We start from the raw sequence: 16,604 nt of genomic DNA, 5'->3' as shown, positions 1-16,604 counted from the left end.
CAAGGAGTTTTCCGTTTCGACTGCGCCGGAAGTGGGGCGAATTATAGGCCTCCAGAATCTGCCGTCAACCCTTAATTACGCTTTTCTTGCAAAACCTGCCTTTTACCCGGCAAACGCGGGATTCGGCGGGCTACCGGCGGCAGTCGCAGCACAAGAAGCAGCCCACCTATAGAGGCATAGACCGCCCACTCTTTAAGATCGGCGCGCACAATCCACAGCATATGCAGCAATCCCAACCCGAGAATCACATACGCCAGCCGGTGCAACTTCTTCCAGCGCGCGCCCAGACGACGCTGGCTATAACGATTGGACGTCACCGCCAACGCCAGCAACCCCAGAAACCCAAGCGTGCCGACAATAATGTACGGACGCTTGCGCAACTCGACGCCCAGCTGCGACCAGTCGAAACCCAGGATGAACGCCATATAGCTGCATAAATGCAAAACCACATACGCAAAACACCAGAGCCCCAACTGCCGGCGCACAGCGATCCACCCTGCCCACCCCGTAAGCTTCTGCAGCGGCGTCATGCTCAAAGTGATCAACAGCAATACCAATGTCCCGAGCCCAAGTCGATCAACCAGGACTTTTCCGGGGTCTGGCCCGAGCAGATCCTCAAAGGCCTGATAGAACCACCACAACGGCCAGATAGCCGCCGCAATAAAAACGCCCACACGCCAGAACGGATATCGCATCAGTAATTCTTCCGCAGATCGAGCCCTGTATATAAAGAAGCGACTTCGTCCGAGTAGCCGTTGAACATCTGCGTATCACGTACATTCGGCTTGAACAGACTATTAGGAAGGCGCCGTTCCCGGGCCTGAGTCCAGCGAGGGTGATCAACCGTCGGGTTCACATTGGCATAAAACCCATACTCGTCCGCTGCAATGCTTTGCCAGGTCGTCTTTGGCTGCTCACTAACCAGACTGATCCGCACGATGGATTTGACACTCTTGAAGCCATACTTCCATGGCACCACCAAACGCAACGGCGCGCCGTTCTGATTCGGCAATTCACGGCCGTACATGCCCACTGCCAGGATCGCCAATGGATTCATCGCCTCATCCAGACGCAAGCCTTCTATATAAGGCCAGTCGATCAGGGCAAATCCCGACCGCTGTCCGGGCATACTCTTCGGATCCTGCAAGGTTTCAAAACGAATGTATTTGGCGTTGGACGTCGGCTCCACCTGCTTGAGCAGCGCCGAAACAGGGAAACCGATCCAGGGGATGACCATCGACCACGCCTCGACACAACGCAGGCGATAGATGCGCTCCTCCAACTGATAAGGCTTCATGAAGTCTTCCAGTGCATAGCGCCCCGGTTTCCCCACCTCCCCGTCCACCACCACACTCCAGGGTTCGGTCTTCAGCGATCCGGCATTCGCCGCCGGATCCCCCTTGTCGGTACCGAACTCATAGAAGTTGTTGTAGTGGGTCGCGTCCTTATAGGGCGTGATCGCCTCATCCTTGACGTTCACGGCGCCCCATTTAATAGAAGGCTGCTTCTCGGTAAACCAGGCGGGCGCATTGCCAGACTCGACATCGGCATAACGGGCGGCCTCTTCAGCACTGGCCCAGCGCGGCAGACTGCTCATGGCCAGACCGGCCGCAGTCGCTCCGAGCAATTGCCGGCGAGAGAGATAAATGGATTCAGGCGTGACGTCCGACTCGTGGCAGTCGGACGCTTTGGGGATTTTGATCAGCATGACAACTCCGCAGTTTTGGAGGACAGATGCACCCATAGACTGCGGAGTATGAGGGAAATTACATCACTCGACGTTTTTGTGGCGACGAAGATGCAACAGGTACTGCACAGGGCCCGAGGCCGCATAGGCAAGGAACACCAACAGCAGAATACGCGGAGGATCACTGAACACCACGGCGAACACCAGCACCACCGCCAGGATCGCCACGAATGGTACGCGCCCTTTCAGGTCCAGCTCCTTGAAGCTGTTGTACTTGATGTTGCTGACCATCAGCATACCGGCGGCCGCGACCATCAGTGCAACCAGGAACGACATCTTCGAACCCTGGATCCCGTAATCGCTGAACGCCCAGACAATCCCCGCGACCACACCGGCAGCTGCCGGACTGGCCAGACCGATGAAGTAGCGCTTGTCTGCGGTGCCCACCTGAGTATTGAAGCGCGCCAGACGCAACGCTGCGCCGGCCACATAGATGAAGGCGACCATCCAGCCGACCTTGCCCATGTCACCCAAGGCCCAACCGAATGCCAGCAATGCCGGCGCGACGCCAAACGCAACCATGTCCGACAGCGAGTCGTACTCGGCACCGAATGCACTTTGGGTATTGGTCATGCGTGCCACACGGCCGTCGAGACCATCGAGCACCATGGCGACAAAAATCGCGATAGCCGCGAAGGCGAAGTACTTGCTCGCATTCGCCGAGTCCCCGGCGCTCAACGCAGCCTGGGCGCTCATCGAATTGATGATGGAATAGAACCCTGCAAACAGGTTCGCAGTGGTGAACAGATTCGGCAAAAGATAGATACCACGATGCCGGACTTTACGACCTTCTGCGTCATGCCCTTCTTCGACATGCTCATCGATGGGCAGCAGGCTTTCGGCGTCTGAAGCCTGGTTCGGCTCTTCGGGACGTTCGCTCATGGACATTACCTTGCAACGGATTGGACATTTTCGACAGGTGTCTGGGACGACGGTTCGGCCACAAACGATGCAGCTTTATACCAGAACCGCCCGCCCATACGAAAAAACGCGGCCGAGGCCGCGTTTTTTCATACAAGGGTCGACGACTTAGTTTTTGGCTTTGTCGACGATCTTGTTGGCACCGATCCACGGCATCATGGAGCGCAGTTGCTCGCCGATGATTTCGATACCGTGAGCGGCGTTGTTACGACGCTTGGCGGTCATCGAAGGGTAGCCGGTTGCGCCTTCGCTGATGAACATTTTGGCGTATTCGCCGTCCTGAATACGTTTCAGGGCGTTGCGCATGGCCTGACGTGACTCGGCGTTGATCACTTCCGGGCCAGTCACGTACTCGCCGTACTCAGCGTTGTTGGAGATCGAGTAGTTCATGTTGGCGATACCGCCTTCGTACATGAGGTCAACGATCAGTTTCAGCTCGTGCAGGCACTCGAAGTAGGCCATTTCCGGCGCGTAGCCAGCTTCAACCAGGGTTTCGAAACCGGCTTTTACCAGTTCAACGGTACCGCCGCACAGAACGGCTTGTTCGCCGAACAGGTCGGTTTCGGTCTCGTCCTTGAAGGTGGTTTCGATGATGCCGGTACGACCGCCACCAACACCGGCGGCGTAGGACAGAGCAACGTTCTTGGCGTTGCCCGAGGCGTCCTGGTAGATCGCGATCAGGTCAGGGATACCGCCGCCTTTCACGAACTCGGAACGTACGGTGTGGCCCGGGGCTTTCGGCGCGATCATGATCACGTCGAGGTCGGCACGCGGAACAACCTGGTTGTAGTGGATCGCGAAGCCGTGGGAGAAGGCCAGGGTGGCGCCTTTCTTGATGTTCGGCTCGATTTCGTTCTTGTACAGGGAAGACTGGAACTCGTCCGGGGTCAGGATCATGACCAGGTCGGCAGCAGCAACGGCGGAAGCAACATCAGTCACTTTCAGGCCGTGGGCTTCAGCCTTGGCAACGGTAGCCGAACCTTTACGCAGACCGACGGTAACGTCGACACCGGAGTCTTTCAGGTTGCACGCTTGAGCGTGGCCCTGAGAGCCGTAACCGATGATGGCAACTTTCTTGCCCTGGATGATCGACAGGTCGCAGTCTTTATCGTAGAAAACTTTCATGAATTTCCCCTTTATATCCAGGCCGTTCAGGCCATTCGCTAATTTGGTTTAGATGCTGAGTACTTTGTCGCCGCGGGCAATACCGGTGACGCCACTACGGACGGTTTCCAGAATCGATGCGGTGCCGATGGACTGAATGAAGCTGTCGAGCTTGTCGCTGGTACCGGTCAGTTGAACGGTATACACGCTGGCGCTGACGTCGACGATCTGTCCACGGTAAATATCGGTGGTGCGTTTGATCTCGGCGCGCTGGGCGCCAGTGGCCTTGACCTTGACCAGCATCAGTTCGCGCTCGATGTGAGCACTTTCCGACAGGTCCACCAGCTTGACCACTTCGATCAGCTTGTTCAGGTTTTTGGTGATCTGCTCGATGATTTCATCGTGGCCGACAGTGGTCAGCGTCAGACGCGACAGAGTCGGGTCTTCGGTCGGCGCCACGGTCAGGCTTTCAATGTTGTAGTTGCGCTGCGAGAACAGGCCGACTACGCGAGACAAAGCACCGGGTTCGTTTTCCAGAAGCAAGGAAATAATGTGCCGCATGATTAGGTACGCTCCGTCTTGCTCAGCCACATATCGCGCATGGAGCCGTCTTTGATCTGCATCGGGTAGACGTGCTCGCTGGTGTCGACCGAAATGTCGAGCACCACCAGGCGATCCTTCAGGGCGAACGCTTCTTCCATCTTCGACTTCAAATCTTTCGATTCGGTGATGCGCACGCCGACGTGACCATAGGCCTCGGCCAGCTTGACGAAATCAGGCAGCGATTCCATGTAGGAGTGCGAGTGACGGCTGCCGTAACTCATGTCTTGCCACTGACGAACCATGCCCAGTACACCGTTGTTCAAGATCACGATCTTGACCGGCAAACCGTATTGCAGGCAGGTCGACAGCTCCTGGATGTTCATCTGGATGCTGCCTTCACCGGTGACGCACGCAACGTCAGACTCAGGGAAGCTCAAGGCGATACCCATCGCGGCCGGCAGACCGAAGCCCATCGTGCCCAGACCACCAGAGTTGATCCAGCGGTTCGGCTTGTTGAACTTGTAGTACTGCGCAGCAAACATCTGGTGCTGGCCCACGTCGGAGGTCACAAAGGCATCGCCCTTGGTCACTTCGCACAGGGTTTCGATCACGGTCTGCGGCTTGATCTTGCTGCCGTCGCCCTTGTCGTAAGGGAACAGGCCGCGATCACCGCGCCACTCGTCAACTTGCTTCCACCAGCTGGCGACCGCTTCCTTGTTCGGGGTTTCGCCGATTTCCTTGAGGATCGCGACCATTTCGGTCAGGACGCTCTCCACCGGGCCAACGATTGGCACGTCAGCCTTGATGGTCTTGGAAATCGAAGCCGGGTCGATGTCGATGTGGATGATCTTGGCGTTCGGGCAGAACTTCGGCGCGCCGTTGATCACGCGATCGTCGAAACGCGCACCGACCGCCAGGATCACATCAGCATGGTGCATCGCCAGGTTCGCGGTGTAGCTGCCGTGCATGCCGAGCATGCCGATGAACTGACGGTCAGTGCCAGGGTAGCCACCCAGGCCCATCAAGGTATTGGTGACCGGCAGGTTGAGCATTTGCGCCAGTTCGGTCAGCGGCGCGGAGCCGTTGCCGAGAATCACGCCACCGCCGGAGTACAGCACGGGACGCTTGGCCGCCAGGAGCATTTCTGCTGCCTTGCGGATTTGCCCGGAGTGACCGCGAACGGCCGGGCTGTAGGAACGCAGTTTGGCTTTCTTCGGGAAGATGTATTCGAACTTCTCGGCCGGATTGGTCATGTCTTTCGGGATATCGACCACGACCGGGCCCGGACGACCGGATTGCGCCAGGTAGAAGGCTTTCTTCATGACTTCCGGGATTTCGGACGCGTGCTTGATCATGAAGCTGTGCTTCACGATCGGCCGGGAGATACCGATCATGTCGGTTTCCTGGAACGCGTCGGTGCCGACCATGGTGCTTGGCACCTGACCGGAAATGATCACCATCGGAATCGAGTCCATGTAGGCCGTGGCAATACCGGTGATGGCGTTTGTGGCGCCTGGACCGGAAGTCACCAGTACCACACCGGCTTTACCGGTGGCACGGGCGTAGCCGTCAGCCATATGGGTAGCCGCTTGTTCGTGACGAACCAGGATGTGGGTCACTTCCGGTTCTTTGAACAGGGCATCGTAAACATGAAGAAGAGCACCACCCGGGTACCCGTAGATATATTTGACGCCTTCGTCACGCAAGAAGCGGACGAGCATCTCACCGCCAGATAAAAGCTCCACGTTGTTCACCTCTAAAACGCCAGAATACCGTCCACAAAAAAGCGAACGGGTCTTAATAGGTTTACTTCTCGGCAGAGCATGAGCGACGGTGGTCGCCGACTACGTCAGCACTGACTGAGCAAGTATTGGGATCGTCCCAAGTGTTGCGGGCCTTTCCCACCCAGCGCGAGGTAACGCGTTGCGGGTGTAACAGGTCGACGCGGATATGCGCCTCATGATCTGCCGAGAGGGTCTGCTTCTGGCAGTCCCTGTACAGCGGACTTTGGATTCTTCTGTTTCGCCCTCTCCAAGTCAAGCCGTCAATGTGCTTAATTGTGGGTAAGCACATGAGAACGCAAGAAAAAACCTGAAAAGCGCTACTCTGTTAGCGTCAATTGCGCAATTTTGCCAAGGAATCAGCATGCGAACGCTCCTCGTCATCCTGCTGATCGGCCTCAGCACCTGGTGCATGGCCGGTCAGATCTACAAATGGGTCGATGCTCAAGGTGTCACGCATTTCGATGCGCAGCCGCCACAAGGTCAAACGGCGACCACAGTGCAAACGCCGCCCTCGCCTGCTCCGCGCCCCACCGCGATGTCCGGCAGCGGCGCGTTGGGCGATCAGAAAGCCATCGACGACAAGGTCAGGAACCAGGTCGCCGAGCAACAGGCTCAGCTCAAGACCTTCTGCGAACAGGCTCGCACGAACCTGGCGCAGTTACAGAACAATCCGCGCTTGAGGGAAGAGACCGAGGGGGAATTGCGGCGGCTGAGCGATACGCAACGTCAGGAGCGTATCGCAGAGACGCAGAAGCAGATTGCCGAGAACTGCCAGTGATCACTGGCAGTCGGCCGTTCAGCGCGAAGCAGTGATCAGCAGGTCGAACTCTTTGAGCAATACCTGCAACTGCCGATCCTTGCCCTGCAGATTGCGTTGGGCGAAGACCATTTCGGCCATTTCCTGAATGCCCGAGGCGTTGGGCAATGGCAGGTCCTGTTCGAGGATCATCTTCATCCGCGGCAGGAAGATCCATTGCAGCCACTGCTCGAAATCGAGCGTGTCGACCGAGAACGGCTCGACACTGCTCAAGGCTTCAGCCGAAGGCTGGACGTCATCCCACCAGCCCTGGGCGCGCAGTTCGCGCTCGATCAACAGCAGTTGATCGGCAACTTTCGAGAAACGCGCGTCCATCACAGCGAAACCTTGGCCTTCTGACGGGCCAGTGCGGCGCCGGCGGAATCACCCTGTTTTTCGCGAGCCTGGGCAATCAGTTCCCACAGGCTGGCCTGCAAGTCCGGACGACCGTTGGCCATGGTCAGCGCGCGGCGGGCAGTTTGCTCGGCTTGCGGGGCATCGCCCTGAGCCATGCGCACCTGCGCCAGACGGTAAAGCACTTGTGGCTCACGCGGGGCAACACGCTGAGCGCGCTCAAGGCTGGAGGACGCACCGTTCAGATCGCCACCGGCCTGCTGTTGCTGCGCGGTAGTCAACAAGGCGAGCACCGGACCGTCCAGTTGCTCGTCGGCAGACAGACCGCCGCCGCTGCTGCTGGCCGATGGAATGCCGCTAGGCGTCGAAGGCATGCTGTAGCTGCCGGAGCTGATCGGTGCCGATTCGACCGGCGAAGGGTTGTATGGCCCCGCGGTGATACCACCGGACGCCGGACCCGGAACGATCGGCGAGCTGCTGATCGGCGTCGACGTCGCAGCGCCACCCGGCACCATCACCACCACACCGGTATCGCCCTGCGGGATAGCCTGAGTCTGGCCCTGCACAGGACGTTTCACCGTCGTCTGCCGGAAGCCACCATTGGCCGAAATGCGTTCACTGTTGGACACAGCCGTGCCCGAATCGACAACCGGGATCGAACCACGCTGTACGGTGGAGCAGCCGCTGAGCAAAGCCACGGCGGTCACCGCTGGAATCAACCACTTGTTCACTTGAAACCCTCTTCGCTTAATTCATCCAGCCCTTGACCCAATCCATCACCGACTCGCTCGAGGCCGGGCTTTCGCCTGCGCAGGAGGCACCGGGTGGCGGTTCGCTGCCGCGAATATACGGCATCTGCACGGCGCCCGGACAGTTGGCATCAGAGCCCTGGCCGGTACGCGAATCGACCCACGCCTGAACCACGTTGTCCGGCTGCGGCATGTCCAGCGGCAGCGGATCGGCCTTGCGCATGAAACTGGTCCAGACCTGCAACGCACCGGTAGCACCGGTGAACGGCGTCTTGCCGTTATCGTCGCGACCGAGCCAGACCACTGCCAGCAGATCCTGACTAAAACCGGCGAACCAGCTGTCGCGCGAATCGTTACTGGTACCGGTCTTGCCGGCCAGTGTCAGGGTCTTGGGCAGCACGTTGTAGACCGAGCTGCCGGTACCTTCACGCATGACGCGCTGCATGGCGTTCTGGATCAGGTAGATCGAGGCCGGATCGAAACGCTGCTCGATCTGGAACGGATAACGCTTGAGCGGCTCGCCCTCGGCGGTCAGCACGCTGCGAATCCCGCGCATCGGCGTGTTGAAACCACCGTTGGCGAGGGTCTGGTACATGGTCGCCACTTCGATCGGCGTCATGCCACCGGCACCCAGCAGCATCGACGGGAACGCCGGGAACTCACGGGTTACGCCCAGGCGCCCGATGGTCTTGAGGACGTTCGGAACACCCACCGCCAGCCCGAGACGCGAGGTCGACAGGTTGTAGGAGTGCGCCAGCCCTTGATAGAGGAACACCGTACCGTGGGAGCGGCGATCATAGTTCTGCGGTTTCCAGACCTGGCCATCCGCGCCCTTGATGGAAAGCGGATCGTCCGACAGCCAACTGGTCAGCGTGTACTGGCTCGGTTTCTCCAGTGCCGTCAGATAAACCGCTGGCTTGACCAGCGAGCCAATCGGCCGCACAGCATCCAGTGCCCGGTTGAACCCGGCGTAACTGGCCTGACGGCTGCCGATCATCGCCTGGACTTCGCCGGTTTCCGGATTGGTCACGACCATCGCCGCTTCCACGTCATCGGAACCCTTGCGGCCGGAAAGACGCTTGAAGGTGTCGTTGACCGAAGCTTCGGCTTTCATCTGCAGGATCGGGTCGAAACTGGTGAAGATCCGCAGACCTTCCTCGGTCAAGTCTTCGTCGCGGTAGTCTTCACGCAACTGGCGTTTGACCAGATCGATGAAGCCCGGGAACGAGCTGTCGGCCAGCTTGCCGCGCGAGGTCACGCCCAGCGGCATTTTCTTCGCGGCTTCGACCTGCTCGGCAGTGGCGACGCCCTGTTGCTCAAGCACGTCGAGCACCAGGTTGCGTCGCTCCAGCGCCCGCTCCGGGTTGCGACGCGGGTTGTAATAGGAAGGGCCCTTGACCATGCCGACCAACAGCGCGACCTGATGCAGTTTCAGCTCGGACAATGGCTGACCGAAGAAGAACTGGCTGGCCAGGCCGAAACCGTGTACCGCACGCTGACCGTCCTGACCGACGAAGACTTCATTGAGGTAGGCCTCAAGAATTTCCTTCTTGTCGTAATGCACCTCGAGCAACAGCGCCATCATCGCTTCGGTGAGCTTGCGGGTCAGGCTGCGTTCGTTGGTGAGGTAGAAGTTCTTGACCAGTTGCTGGGTCAGCGTACTGCCGCCCTGAGTCATCTTGCCGCCAGAGGTGTTGACCCAGATCGCCCGGGCAATCGACTTCGGCGACACACCCCAGTGACTGTAGTAATCGCGGTCTTCCACCGCGACCAGGGTTTCCAGCAGGTACGGCGGCACCTGATCGAGCTTGATCAGAATCCGGTCTTCAAGGTTTTTCGGGTAAATCCCGCCGATCATCAGCGGCTCCAGGCGCACCACCGACAACTTCGAACCGTTGGTCGCCGAAAGCTCGGCCACGTAATCACCGGAGAAACGCACGCGCACCGGCTGCGGTTTCTCGAGGCCTTCATAGAACTGGAAGCCACGGGTGTTCAGATCGACGGTATTGCCGTTGACGGCTGCAGCGCCGGGGCCATTGCTCACGGCTTCGCGGCGATAGCCCAGGGCGTCGAGTTCGGTGAGGAAATCGTCCTTGCTCAGTTTCTGTCCGACGAACAGCTCGAGCGGACGCGCGTATACCTTGGCCGGGATGGTCCAGCGCTTGCCGGAGAATTTCTCCTGCACCACGGCATCGAGGTAAACGGCGAAGCCAGCCAGCACCACAAGGCCGACCAGACTGAGTTTAAGGGCCCAGCCCAACCATGGGCGCAGGCCCCGGGAAGGTGGTTTTTTAGGGGTGCGGGGGGATCGAGTACGAGTCATGGCGGCGGATTATACGCACTTTATTCATACTCAACAGGAGCGCTCCGAGGTTTGCGTCGGGCTGGCGAGCGGCCATAATGGCGACCTCGAATTTCCCCAGTCTCTGAAGGATCGCCTGTGAGCCAGTCCCTGATCGCCGCCCTGCAAAACCCGGCCCTGTTTGCGCACCCTGTCGAAGGGTTTCAGGTCATCGAAACCCATATCTCGTGGGTCCTGCTCACTGGTCCTTACGCTTATAAAGTGAAGAAGCCGGTGAACTTCGGCTTTCTCGACTTCACCAGCCTCGAATCCCGCGAGCATTTCTGCGGCGAAGAGCTGCGCCTCAACCAGCGCCTGACCGACGATTTGTATCTGGAAGTGATTCCAGTCACCGGCACTGTCGAAGCCCCGCAACTGGGTGGCGAAGGCCCGGCCATCGAATACGTGCTGAAAATGCGCCAGTTCCCGCAGACCGGCCTGTTGAGCACCCTGCAAGCCAATGGCGAGCTGACCACCACACACATCGACGAAATGGCCGAGCAGATTGCTCGCTTCCACCTCAGCGCGCCGATAGTCCCGGCCGAGCACGATGCCGGCACGCCTGAAAGCGTGATGGCGCCGGTTCGCCAGAACTTCGAACAAATCCTGCCGTTCCTCAGTGACAAGGCCGATCTGCTGCAACTGGATGCCCTGCAAGCCTGGGCCGAAAGCAGCTTCGAACGCTTGAAGCCACTGTTCGCCCAGCGCAAGGCACAAGGTTTCACCCGCGAATGCCACGGTGACATTCACCTGGGCAACGCCACGCTGATCGACGGCAAAGTGGTGATCTTCGACTGCATCGAATTCAACGAACCGTTCCGTTTCACCGACGTTTGGGCCGACACCGGTTTCCTGGCGATGGACCTGGAAGACCGCGGCCTGAAATCCCTGGCCCGTCGTTTCATCAGCCAATACCTGGAGCTGACCGGCGACTATCAGGGCCTGGAAGTACTGAACTTCTACAAGGCTTACCGCGCATTGGTTCGCGCGAAAGTTGCGCTGTTCAGCATGCCGGCCGACGCAACCCCGGTGCAGCGCGCCACCACCCTGCGCCAGTACCGCAACTACGCCAACCTGGCGGAAAGCTACAGCACCATTCCTTCGCGCTTCATGGCGATCACCCACGGCGTATCCGCTGTAGGCAAAAGCCACGTAGCCATGCGTCTGGTCGAGGCGCTGGGCGCAATTCGCCTGCGTTCCGATGTTGAACGCAAGCGTCTGTTCGGCGAGCAAACCGTTGCCAATGATGTTCAGGCCGGGATTTACAGCGCCGACGCCAGCACAGCGACTTATGCTCGCCTGCATGAAATCGCCGAAGTGATCCTGCACGCCGGTTTCCCGGTAGTGATCGATGCCACTTACCTCAAGCGCGAACAACGTGACAGCGCAGCCAAGGTCGCCGAGGCCACTGGCGCGCCGTTCCTGATCCTCGACTGCAACGCGCCACAAGCGGTGATCGAGAGCTGGCTGGCCCTGCGTCAGGCAGACAAAAAGGATCCGTCCGACGCCACGCTGGCTGTGATCGAAGCGCAACAAGCCAATCGTGAAGCGCTGACCCCGGACGAAATTCTGCGCAGCAAGCGCGTGCAGACCAATGAGTCCGGAACCCTGGATACTGTCGTGGCGCAAATCCGCCAGCGCCTGCCAGGTCTGTAAGAAACTATTTCGGCCGTGAAGCCCTCGCTCGCTTCACGGCCGTCAAATAGTGGCACTATACTGGCGTCATAAAACCAACAGGTGATCTGACATGAGCCAGCCGAAACTTCTCGACACCCCGCTTTATGCCTTGCTGCACAAAGACGACATAACCGGTTTCAACAAAGAACGTCCGAAAGACGGTCCGATCGATATGGTCGGCGGTGATTTTCGCGGCCTCGACCTGCGTGAACTGAACGCCGATGGCGTGGATTTCCGGGACGCCTACTTCCGTTCCGCTGATCTGCGCGGCATCGACTTTCGCAATGCGGCGCTGGAAGGTGCGAGCCTGGCCCACGCGCAGATTTCCGGCGCTTACTTCCCGCCGGAACTGAGTGCAGACGAAATCCTGATGTCGATGAACTTCGGTACACGCCTGCGCTATCGCACTCGCTAAGCCACCGAGAGGCTGACCCGTCCAGCGCCCCCGCTTTGCGCTGGACTGCGTGCTATTCGTGCTTTTCCCACGCCCTCCCCATCCTGATTCATCAGCGAAAACCTGACCTTTCTTAGAAGCGTTTGCGTCGAATCCGACCAAACAACCACGCTTTTCCTACTGATGGCTACACTCCTGAGAAGCTCGCCCACGCACCATTCGGCCGTCGCAAGGAGGCTTGATGAATGATGAACTGCAACACCTGAAGAATCTTGGCAAGACGTCGGCGCAATGGCTGCATGCCGTGGGCATCCACAGCGCCTCGGATCTGCGTCGCCTGGGCGCCGTGGATGCCTATCGGGCCGTGCGCACGCGCGGGTTCCGGGCGTCGAAGGTGTTGTTGTATGCGATCGAAGGGGCGCTGATGGATGTGCACTGGAACGACATCCCCGCCGAACGCAAGGACGCTCTGAACAAACAGCTCGAAGCCATTTCCTCTCGCCACAAGAACTGACGGGCACCCACCTTCATGTATCTGCTCGGGGAACAATCGGCGCCGGCCGAAGTGATGATTAACCGCTTGCAGAACCTGCCCGGTCAATTTCTGCGGGACCTTGAACCGTGCGGGCCCGTGCTGGAACTGGAGGCCACGGATGATCTGATGGCGCAGTTGCCGGGTGATCAGCTGTTTTTACTGACAGAGGGCATCATCAACGGCCAGTTCGGTGGCCGGGCGCTTTTCTACTGGCAGGAAGGTGATCTGATCGGTCTGCAGCAAAGCCCGGACTGGACGGATTGCATCCTGCGTTCGGAAGGACCGTTGAGCCTGCTGCCCTACCGTCGACGCGATTTATTTCAGCATGTGTATTCAGAACCGGCCCGTTCGGAGCAATTTCTGCACTATCTGCTCGGGCAAATGGCGCTCCTGGCCCATGCGGTTGCTGAGCTGAAGCCACGGGAGTTTCGCAGCACCAATGGCTTCAAACGGGTCGAGGCCGGAGAAGTGTTGATCCGCGAGGGCGACCCCGCCGATCACGTGTTCGTGATCATCGAGGGACACGCGCAGGCATTCGTCGACGGGCACAAGGTTGGGGAAGTGCCAAAGGACGAGATTTTCGGCGCCATGGCGATATTCACCGGCGAACCGCGCAACGCTACCGTCGTTACCTGCGAGCCGAGCACGGTGATGCTGATTCCAGGCGATCAGTTTTTGAGCATGACCCGCAGCAATCCGAAAATCGCCCACAGCCTGATCGAAAGCATGGCGCGACGCATCGACCAGCTCAACAGGCAGCTCACGGCACTTGACCGTCCAGTCTGAAGCCCAGTGTTTGCAGGGCTTTTCAGCCATTCCCCAAACAAAATCGAAGAAATGGAAAAACACACGTTGACTTGTTAATGAGAATCGCTATGATTATCACAACTGGTCGCGAGATCAGTCGATATTCTGAAAAGCCCTTGGTTCGGACTCTCAGATTATCTCCTCATCAGGCTAATCACGGTTATTTGACCCGGTTTTTTACCGGGTCTTTTTTTGCCTGCAAGAAAGTCATTGGCCGAACTGTTTACGCATCTCGGCGCAGTAATCCGGTTTCGGTGTGGCCGGCGTGAACCAGACATAATCGGCCATGGCCGCCGTGACCTCGCTGCCCTGCTCCGCCAGCATCAGCACCGTCGGCGCTTCGGGCGCGCCCAGATCCAGCACATGCAGCGGCACACCAACATCCTTGCGCGCATGGAACGCACCAGCGAACAACAACGCCGGCGCAGGCGCCGCCATCAATCGTGAAGCCATCCGCCGATCCCGTTGCTGCTGCACCGCCAGCATCGCCGGCATTTGCGATTGGGGCAGCAAGCCGCAGTGAGAATCGTTGATCTGCCCGGCCAGCTCGTTTTTCACCGACTCGGCGTTGCTGCGATCCCCCTTCAATACCGGAGGGTCGCGATAGAACGCACGAATTTCAATGTTATCGAGATTGGCCGCCAACAGTGGATACGGTTGCGTGAAAGCAAACCGCACAATCGGTCCGTAGAGTTTCCAGTCCCAACCGTCCTGCCACGCCAGCTCGACCGGGAGATCAATAGGAGGCTTTGCGGAATGGTGTACGTCATCAACCCGCGATTGTTGATCGGGTGTCAGCATTTCAAGCAGGAGACTGCCCTGGGGACGCGCTTCGCCCAGCGTCTGCAACAGCCACAATTGCACAGCATGATGATCGGCGTTGTCATGTTGCTCACCGACGATCACCCGTGCCGGCTTGCCCAGACGCGTCAGCAACTCGTGCGGGGTAATCAGTGTTCCGCTGCGCAGGTCGCGAATCTCGCCAGTGACCGGTGGCGGAGCGACATGTTGGCAACCGCCAAGCAACAACACCGCAAACAGCAAAATCCCACGCATGCTTTCACCTCGATGACGAAATCAGCGGGCGATGATCAGCGGATGCCCGCGCTCCGGGTGTGACTGCACCAAAACCTCCAGACCGAACACGGCCTTGAGCGACTCCGGACGCAACACTTGCTGCGGCGTGTCCAGCGCCACCGGGCGCCCGCCTTCAAGCAGCAGAATGCGATCACAATAGCGCGCCGCCAGGTTCAGATCATGCAGGATCACCATCACTGCAGCGCCACGATCGGCAAACTCACGCACGGCTTGAAGGGTGGTGTGTTGATGCAGTGGATCGAGCATCGAAGTCGGCTCATCCAGCAACAAGGTCTGCCCGGCCTGCCCCGGCCACAACTGCGCCAGCACGCGGGCCAGATGCACCCGCTGGCGCTCGCCACCGGACAACGCCAGATAACTGCGTCCGCTCAGATGACCGGCATCCGCTGCCAGCAACGCGGCGGTAACAATCTCGTCGTCGCGCACTCTGCCGGTCTGATACGGCAAACGCCCCATCCCGACCACTTCTTCGACGCGAAAGGCAAAATCCAGCGTCGACACCTGGGGCAATACCGCCAGCCGCTGAGCGCGCTGACTGCCACTCCAATGGCTCAAGGCTTCGCCGTCGAGAGAAACGCTGCCTTCACTGGCCGTCAGTTCCCCGCACAATGCCCCGAGCAAAGTGCTTTTGCCGGCGCCATTGGGGCCGAGTACACCGAGCACTTCACCCGACTCCAGTTGCAGATTGACGTCAGCCAATACCGTCTTGCGGCCACGACGGATGTGCAGATTGTGCGCACGCAACATCAGGCACGTCCTCGCAGCAGCAGATAAAGGAAGAACGGCGCGCCGATAAATGCAGTGACAATGCCAATCGGCAACTCTGCCGGCGCCAGCGCCAGCCGCGCCACCAGATCCGCCAGCAACAACAGACTGGCACCGGCCAGCACCGAAGCCGGCAACAGCACGCGATGATCTGGCCCGGCGAGCAAACGCACCAGATGCGGCACCACCAGCCCGACAAATCCGATCATCCCGGCCGCCGCCACTGCAGCCCCGACACCCAGCGCGGTGCAGAACACCAGCTCACGCTTGAGTCGCTCGACATCGATCCCCAGATGTCCGGCTTCCGACTCCCCGAGCAACAACGCATTGAGTGCCTTCGCCCGGCGAGGAAGCCAAAGTGCGACACCGGCGCTGATGATCAGCAACGGCCACAACCGCGCATAACTCGCGCCGTTGAGGCTGCCAAGGTTCCAGAAAGTCAGGGTTCGCAGGGTCGCGTCGTCCGCCAGATAGGTAAAAAGCCCCACAGCAGAACTGGCGAGCGCAGTCAGGGCGATGCCTGCCAGCAACATGGTCGCGACATTGGTCTGCCCGTTGCGACGGCCGAGCCGGTAGACCAGCGCCGTCACACCAAGACCACCGAGAAATGCACACACAGACAGCAGATACGGCCCGAACCACTCCGGCAAACCGCCGAAAAGCGAACCGCCGACAATCGCCACTGCCGCGCCCAGCGCAGCACCGCTGGACACACCGACCAACCCAGGATCGGCCAACGGATTACGAAACAACCCCTGCATCGCCACGCCGGACAACGCCAGTACGCCGCCGACGGCCAGTCCGAGCAAAGTCCTCGGCAGGCGAATCTGCCCGAGAATCAGTTCAGCCTGCTCCAGCCCGTCCGGCGCCAGCGGCACGCCGATCATGCGCAAGGCAGCCCGCAAGGTATCGAACAGCGGCAGGCTGACCGGCCCCAAGGCCAGCGACAGCCAGATCGCCAACAGACACAGCAGGATCAGGCCGATGAA

At 59.4% G+C, this 16,604-nt stretch carries 17 protein-coding genes; 5 read left to right on the top strand and 12 right to left on the bottom strand.

The genetic code is table 11. From position 1 onward, the window contains the following. Positions 1–71: 71 nt before the first annotated feature. The 6 genes from msrQ to AC1RR7_RS23065 all read right to left on the bottom strand — a co-directional run bounded on the left by msrQ (position 72) and on the right by AC1RR7_RS23065 (position 6,060). Complete coding sequence (gene msrQ / locus AC1RR7_RS23090) at positions 72–695, bottom strand: protein-methionine-sulfoxide reductase heme-binding subunit MsrQ (protein ID WP_192559000.1); 624 nt, start codon at positions 693–695, stop codon at positions 72–74. Further along, positions 695–1,708, bottom strand: coding sequence for a protein-methionine-sulfoxide reductase catalytic subunit MsrP (msrP, locus tag AC1RR7_RS23085; RefSeq protein ID WP_493158492.1), 1,014 nt, complete (start codon positions 1,706–1,708; stop codon positions 695–697). The genes msrQ and msrP overlap by 1 nt, the downstream gene beginning before the upstream one ends. Positions 1,709–1,771: 63 nt before the next feature. After that, positions 1,772–2,629 (bottom strand): CDP-diacylglycerol--serine O-phosphatidyltransferase, encoded by an 858-nt coding sequence (gene pssA / locus AC1RR7_RS23080; protein WP_085712132.1) that lies wholly within the window; start codon positions 2,627–2,629, stop codon positions 1,772–1,774. A gap of 147 nt (positions 2,630–2,776) precedes the next feature. Further along, positions 2,777–3,793, bottom strand: a complete 1,017-nt coding sequence (gene ilvC / locus AC1RR7_RS23075) for a ketol-acid reductoisomerase (RefSeq protein ID WP_003228216.1) — start codon at positions 3,791–3,793, stop codon at positions 2,777–2,779. A gap of 48 nt (positions 3,794–3,841) precedes the next feature. Continuing rightward, the gene (ilvN, locus tag AC1RR7_RS23070) at positions 3,842–4,333 is read right to left on the bottom strand and encodes an acetolactate synthase small subunit (RefSeq protein WP_003205610.1); all 492 of its coding nucleotides are present in this window, start codon (positions 4,331–4,333) and stop codon (positions 3,842–3,844) included. A gap of 2 nt (positions 4,334–4,335) precedes the next feature. Beyond that, positions 4,336–6,060 carry an acetolactate synthase 3 large subunit gene (locus AC1RR7_RS23065; RefSeq protein WP_096820933.1) on the bottom strand — a complete coding sequence of 575 codons (1,725 nt, stop codon included), beginning with the start codon at positions 6,058–6,060 and terminating at the stop codon, positions 4,336–4,338. Between the two features lie 400 nt (positions 6,061–6,460). Between AC1RR7_RS23065 and AC1RR7_RS23060 the strand changes: the two genes are divergently transcribed. Beyond that, positions 6,461–6,877 (top strand): DUF4124 domain-containing protein, encoded by a 417-nt coding sequence (locus AC1RR7_RS23060; RefSeq protein WP_493158490.1) that lies wholly within the window; start codon positions 6,461–6,463, stop codon positions 6,875–6,877. 18 nt (positions 6,878–6,895) lie between these two features. Here the strand turns inward: AC1RR7_RS23060 and AC1RR7_RS23055 are convergent, their stop codons facing one another. The 3 genes from AC1RR7_RS23055 to mrcB are packed head-to-tail and all read right to left on the bottom strand — an operon-like array spanning position 6,896 to position 10,321. Beyond that, a complete protein-coding gene (locus AC1RR7_RS23055) occupies positions 6,896–7,231 on the bottom strand; it encodes a YqcC family protein (protein ID WP_249483681.1) in 336 nt (111 codons plus the stop codon). Then, complete coding sequence (locus AC1RR7_RS23050) at positions 7,231–7,980, bottom strand: tetratricopeptide repeat protein (protein WP_102621071.1); 750 nt, start codon at positions 7,978–7,980, stop codon at positions 7,231–7,233. The genes AC1RR7_RS23055 and AC1RR7_RS23050 overlap by 1 nt, the downstream gene beginning before the upstream one ends. 16 nt (positions 7,981–7,996) lie before the next feature. Further along, positions 7,997–10,321: a penicillin-binding protein 1B gene (gene mrcB, locus AC1RR7_RS23045; RefSeq protein WP_102621072.1), complete on the bottom strand. Its 2,325-nt coding sequence runs from the start codon at positions 10,319–10,321 to the stop codon at positions 7,997–7,999. A 117-nt stretch (positions 10,322–10,438) separates the two neighbouring features. Between mrcB and AC1RR7_RS23040 the strand changes: the two genes are divergently transcribed. From AC1RR7_RS23040 to AC1RR7_RS23025, 4 genes are all read left to right on the top strand, one after another. Continuing rightward, positions 10,439–11,995, top strand: coding sequence for a bifunctional aminoglycoside phosphotransferase/ATP-binding protein (locus AC1RR7_RS23040; protein ID WP_102621073.1), 1,557 nt, complete (start codon positions 10,439–10,441; stop codon positions 11,993–11,995). Positions 11,996–12,086: 91 nt separating this feature from the next. Beyond that, complete coding sequence (locus AC1RR7_RS23035; protein ID WP_096820917.1) at positions 12,087–12,431, top strand: pentapeptide repeat-containing protein; 345 nt, start codon at positions 12,087–12,089, stop codon at positions 12,429–12,431. 220 nt (positions 12,432–12,651) lie between these two features. After that, positions 12,652–12,924 carry a TfoX/Sxy family protein gene (locus AC1RR7_RS23030; protein WP_003228231.1) on the top strand — a complete coding sequence of 91 codons (273 nt, stop codon included), beginning with the start codon at positions 12,652–12,654 and terminating at the stop codon, positions 12,922–12,924. A 15-nt stretch (positions 12,925–12,939) separates the two neighbouring features. Beyond that, a complete protein-coding gene (locus AC1RR7_RS23025; RefSeq protein WP_493158487.1) occupies positions 12,940–13,731 on the top strand; it encodes a Crp/Fnr family transcriptional regulator in 792 nt (263 codons plus the stop codon). Positions 13,732–13,959: 228 nt separating this feature from the next. Here AC1RR7_RS23025 and AC1RR7_RS23020 read toward each other — a convergent pair whose 3' ends face one another. The 3 genes from AC1RR7_RS23020 to AC1RR7_RS23010 are packed head-to-tail and all read right to left on the bottom strand — an operon-like array spanning position 13,960 to position 16,580. Beyond that, positions 13,960–14,808, bottom strand: coding sequence for a ChaN family lipoprotein (locus AC1RR7_RS23020; RefSeq protein WP_102621075.1), 849 nt, complete (start codon positions 14,806–14,808; stop codon positions 13,960–13,962). A gap of 21 nt (positions 14,809–14,829) precedes the next feature. Continuing rightward, positions 14,830–15,597, bottom strand: a complete 768-nt coding sequence (locus AC1RR7_RS23015) for a heme ABC transporter ATP-binding protein (RefSeq protein ID WP_102621076.1) — start codon at positions 15,595–15,597, stop codon at positions 14,830–14,832. Continuing rightward, the gene (locus AC1RR7_RS23010) at positions 15,597–16,580 is read right to left on the bottom strand and encodes a FecCD family ABC transporter permease (RefSeq protein ID WP_173861358.1); all 984 of its coding nucleotides are present in this window, start codon (positions 16,578–16,580) and stop codon (positions 15,597–15,599) included. Before AC1RR7_RS23010 ends, AC1RR7_RS23015 begins: the two co-directional genes overlap by 1 nt. Between the last annotated feature and the right edge of the window lie 24 nt (positions 16,581–16,604).

The organism is Pseudomonas sp. GW821-FHT11G12, from assembly GCF_058808055.1.
The sequence above is the reverse complement of the archived record's forward strand: the minus strand, read 5'-3'. Positions and strand labels throughout refer to the sequence as shown.

Excerpts from the sequence above, each read along its gene's own strand:
- ilvC (WP_003228216.1), bottom strand. The coding sequence starts at position 3,793 with ATGAAAGTTTTCTACGATAAAGACTGCGACCTGTCGATCATCCAGGGC.
- mrcB (WP_102621072.1), bottom strand. The coding sequence starts at position 10,321 with ATGACTCGTACTCGATCCCCCCGCACCCCTAAAAAACCACCTTCCCGG.
- ilvN (WP_003205610.1), bottom strand. The coding sequence starts at position 4,333 with ATGCGGCACATTATTTCCTTGCTTCTGGAAAACGAACCCGGTGCTTTG.
- msrQ (WP_192559000.1), bottom strand. The coding sequence starts at position 695 with ATGCGATATCCGTTCTGGCGTGTGGGCGTTTTTATTGCGGCGGCTATC.
- msrP (WP_493158492.1), bottom strand. The coding sequence starts at position 1,708 with ATGCTGATCAAAATCCCCAAAGCGTCCGACTGCCACGAGTCGGACGTC.
- AC1RR7_RS23035 (WP_096820917.1), top strand. The coding sequence starts at position 12,087 with ATGAGCCAGCCGAAACTTCTCGACACCCCGCTTTATGCCTTGCTGCAC.
- AC1RR7_RS23055 (WP_249483681.1), bottom strand. The coding sequence starts at position 7,231 with ATGGACGCGCGTTTCTCGAAAGTTGCCGATCAACTGCTGTTGATCGAG.
- pssA (WP_085712132.1), bottom strand. The coding sequence starts at position 2,629 with ATGAGCGAACGTCCCGAAGAGCCGAACCAGGCTTCAGACGCCGAAAGC.
- AC1RR7_RS23015 (WP_102621076.1), bottom strand. The coding sequence starts at position 15,597 with ATGTTGCGTGCGCACAATCTGCACATCCGTCGTGGCCGCAAGACGGTA.
- AC1RR7_RS23060 (WP_493158490.1), top strand. The coding sequence starts at position 6,461 with ATGCGAACGCTCCTCGTCATCCTGCTGATCGGCCTCAGCACCTGGTGC.
- AC1RR7_RS23030 (WP_003228231.1), top strand. The coding sequence starts at position 12,652 with ATGAATGATGAACTGCAACACCTGAAGAATCTTGGCAAGACGTCGGCG.
- AC1RR7_RS23020 (WP_102621075.1), bottom strand. The coding sequence starts at position 14,808 with ATGCGTGGGATTTTGCTGTTTGCGGTGTTGTTGCTTGGCGGTTGCCAA.
- AC1RR7_RS23025 (WP_493158487.1), top strand. The coding sequence starts at position 12,940 with ATGTATCTGCTCGGGGAACAATCGGCGCCGGCCGAAGTGATGATTAAC.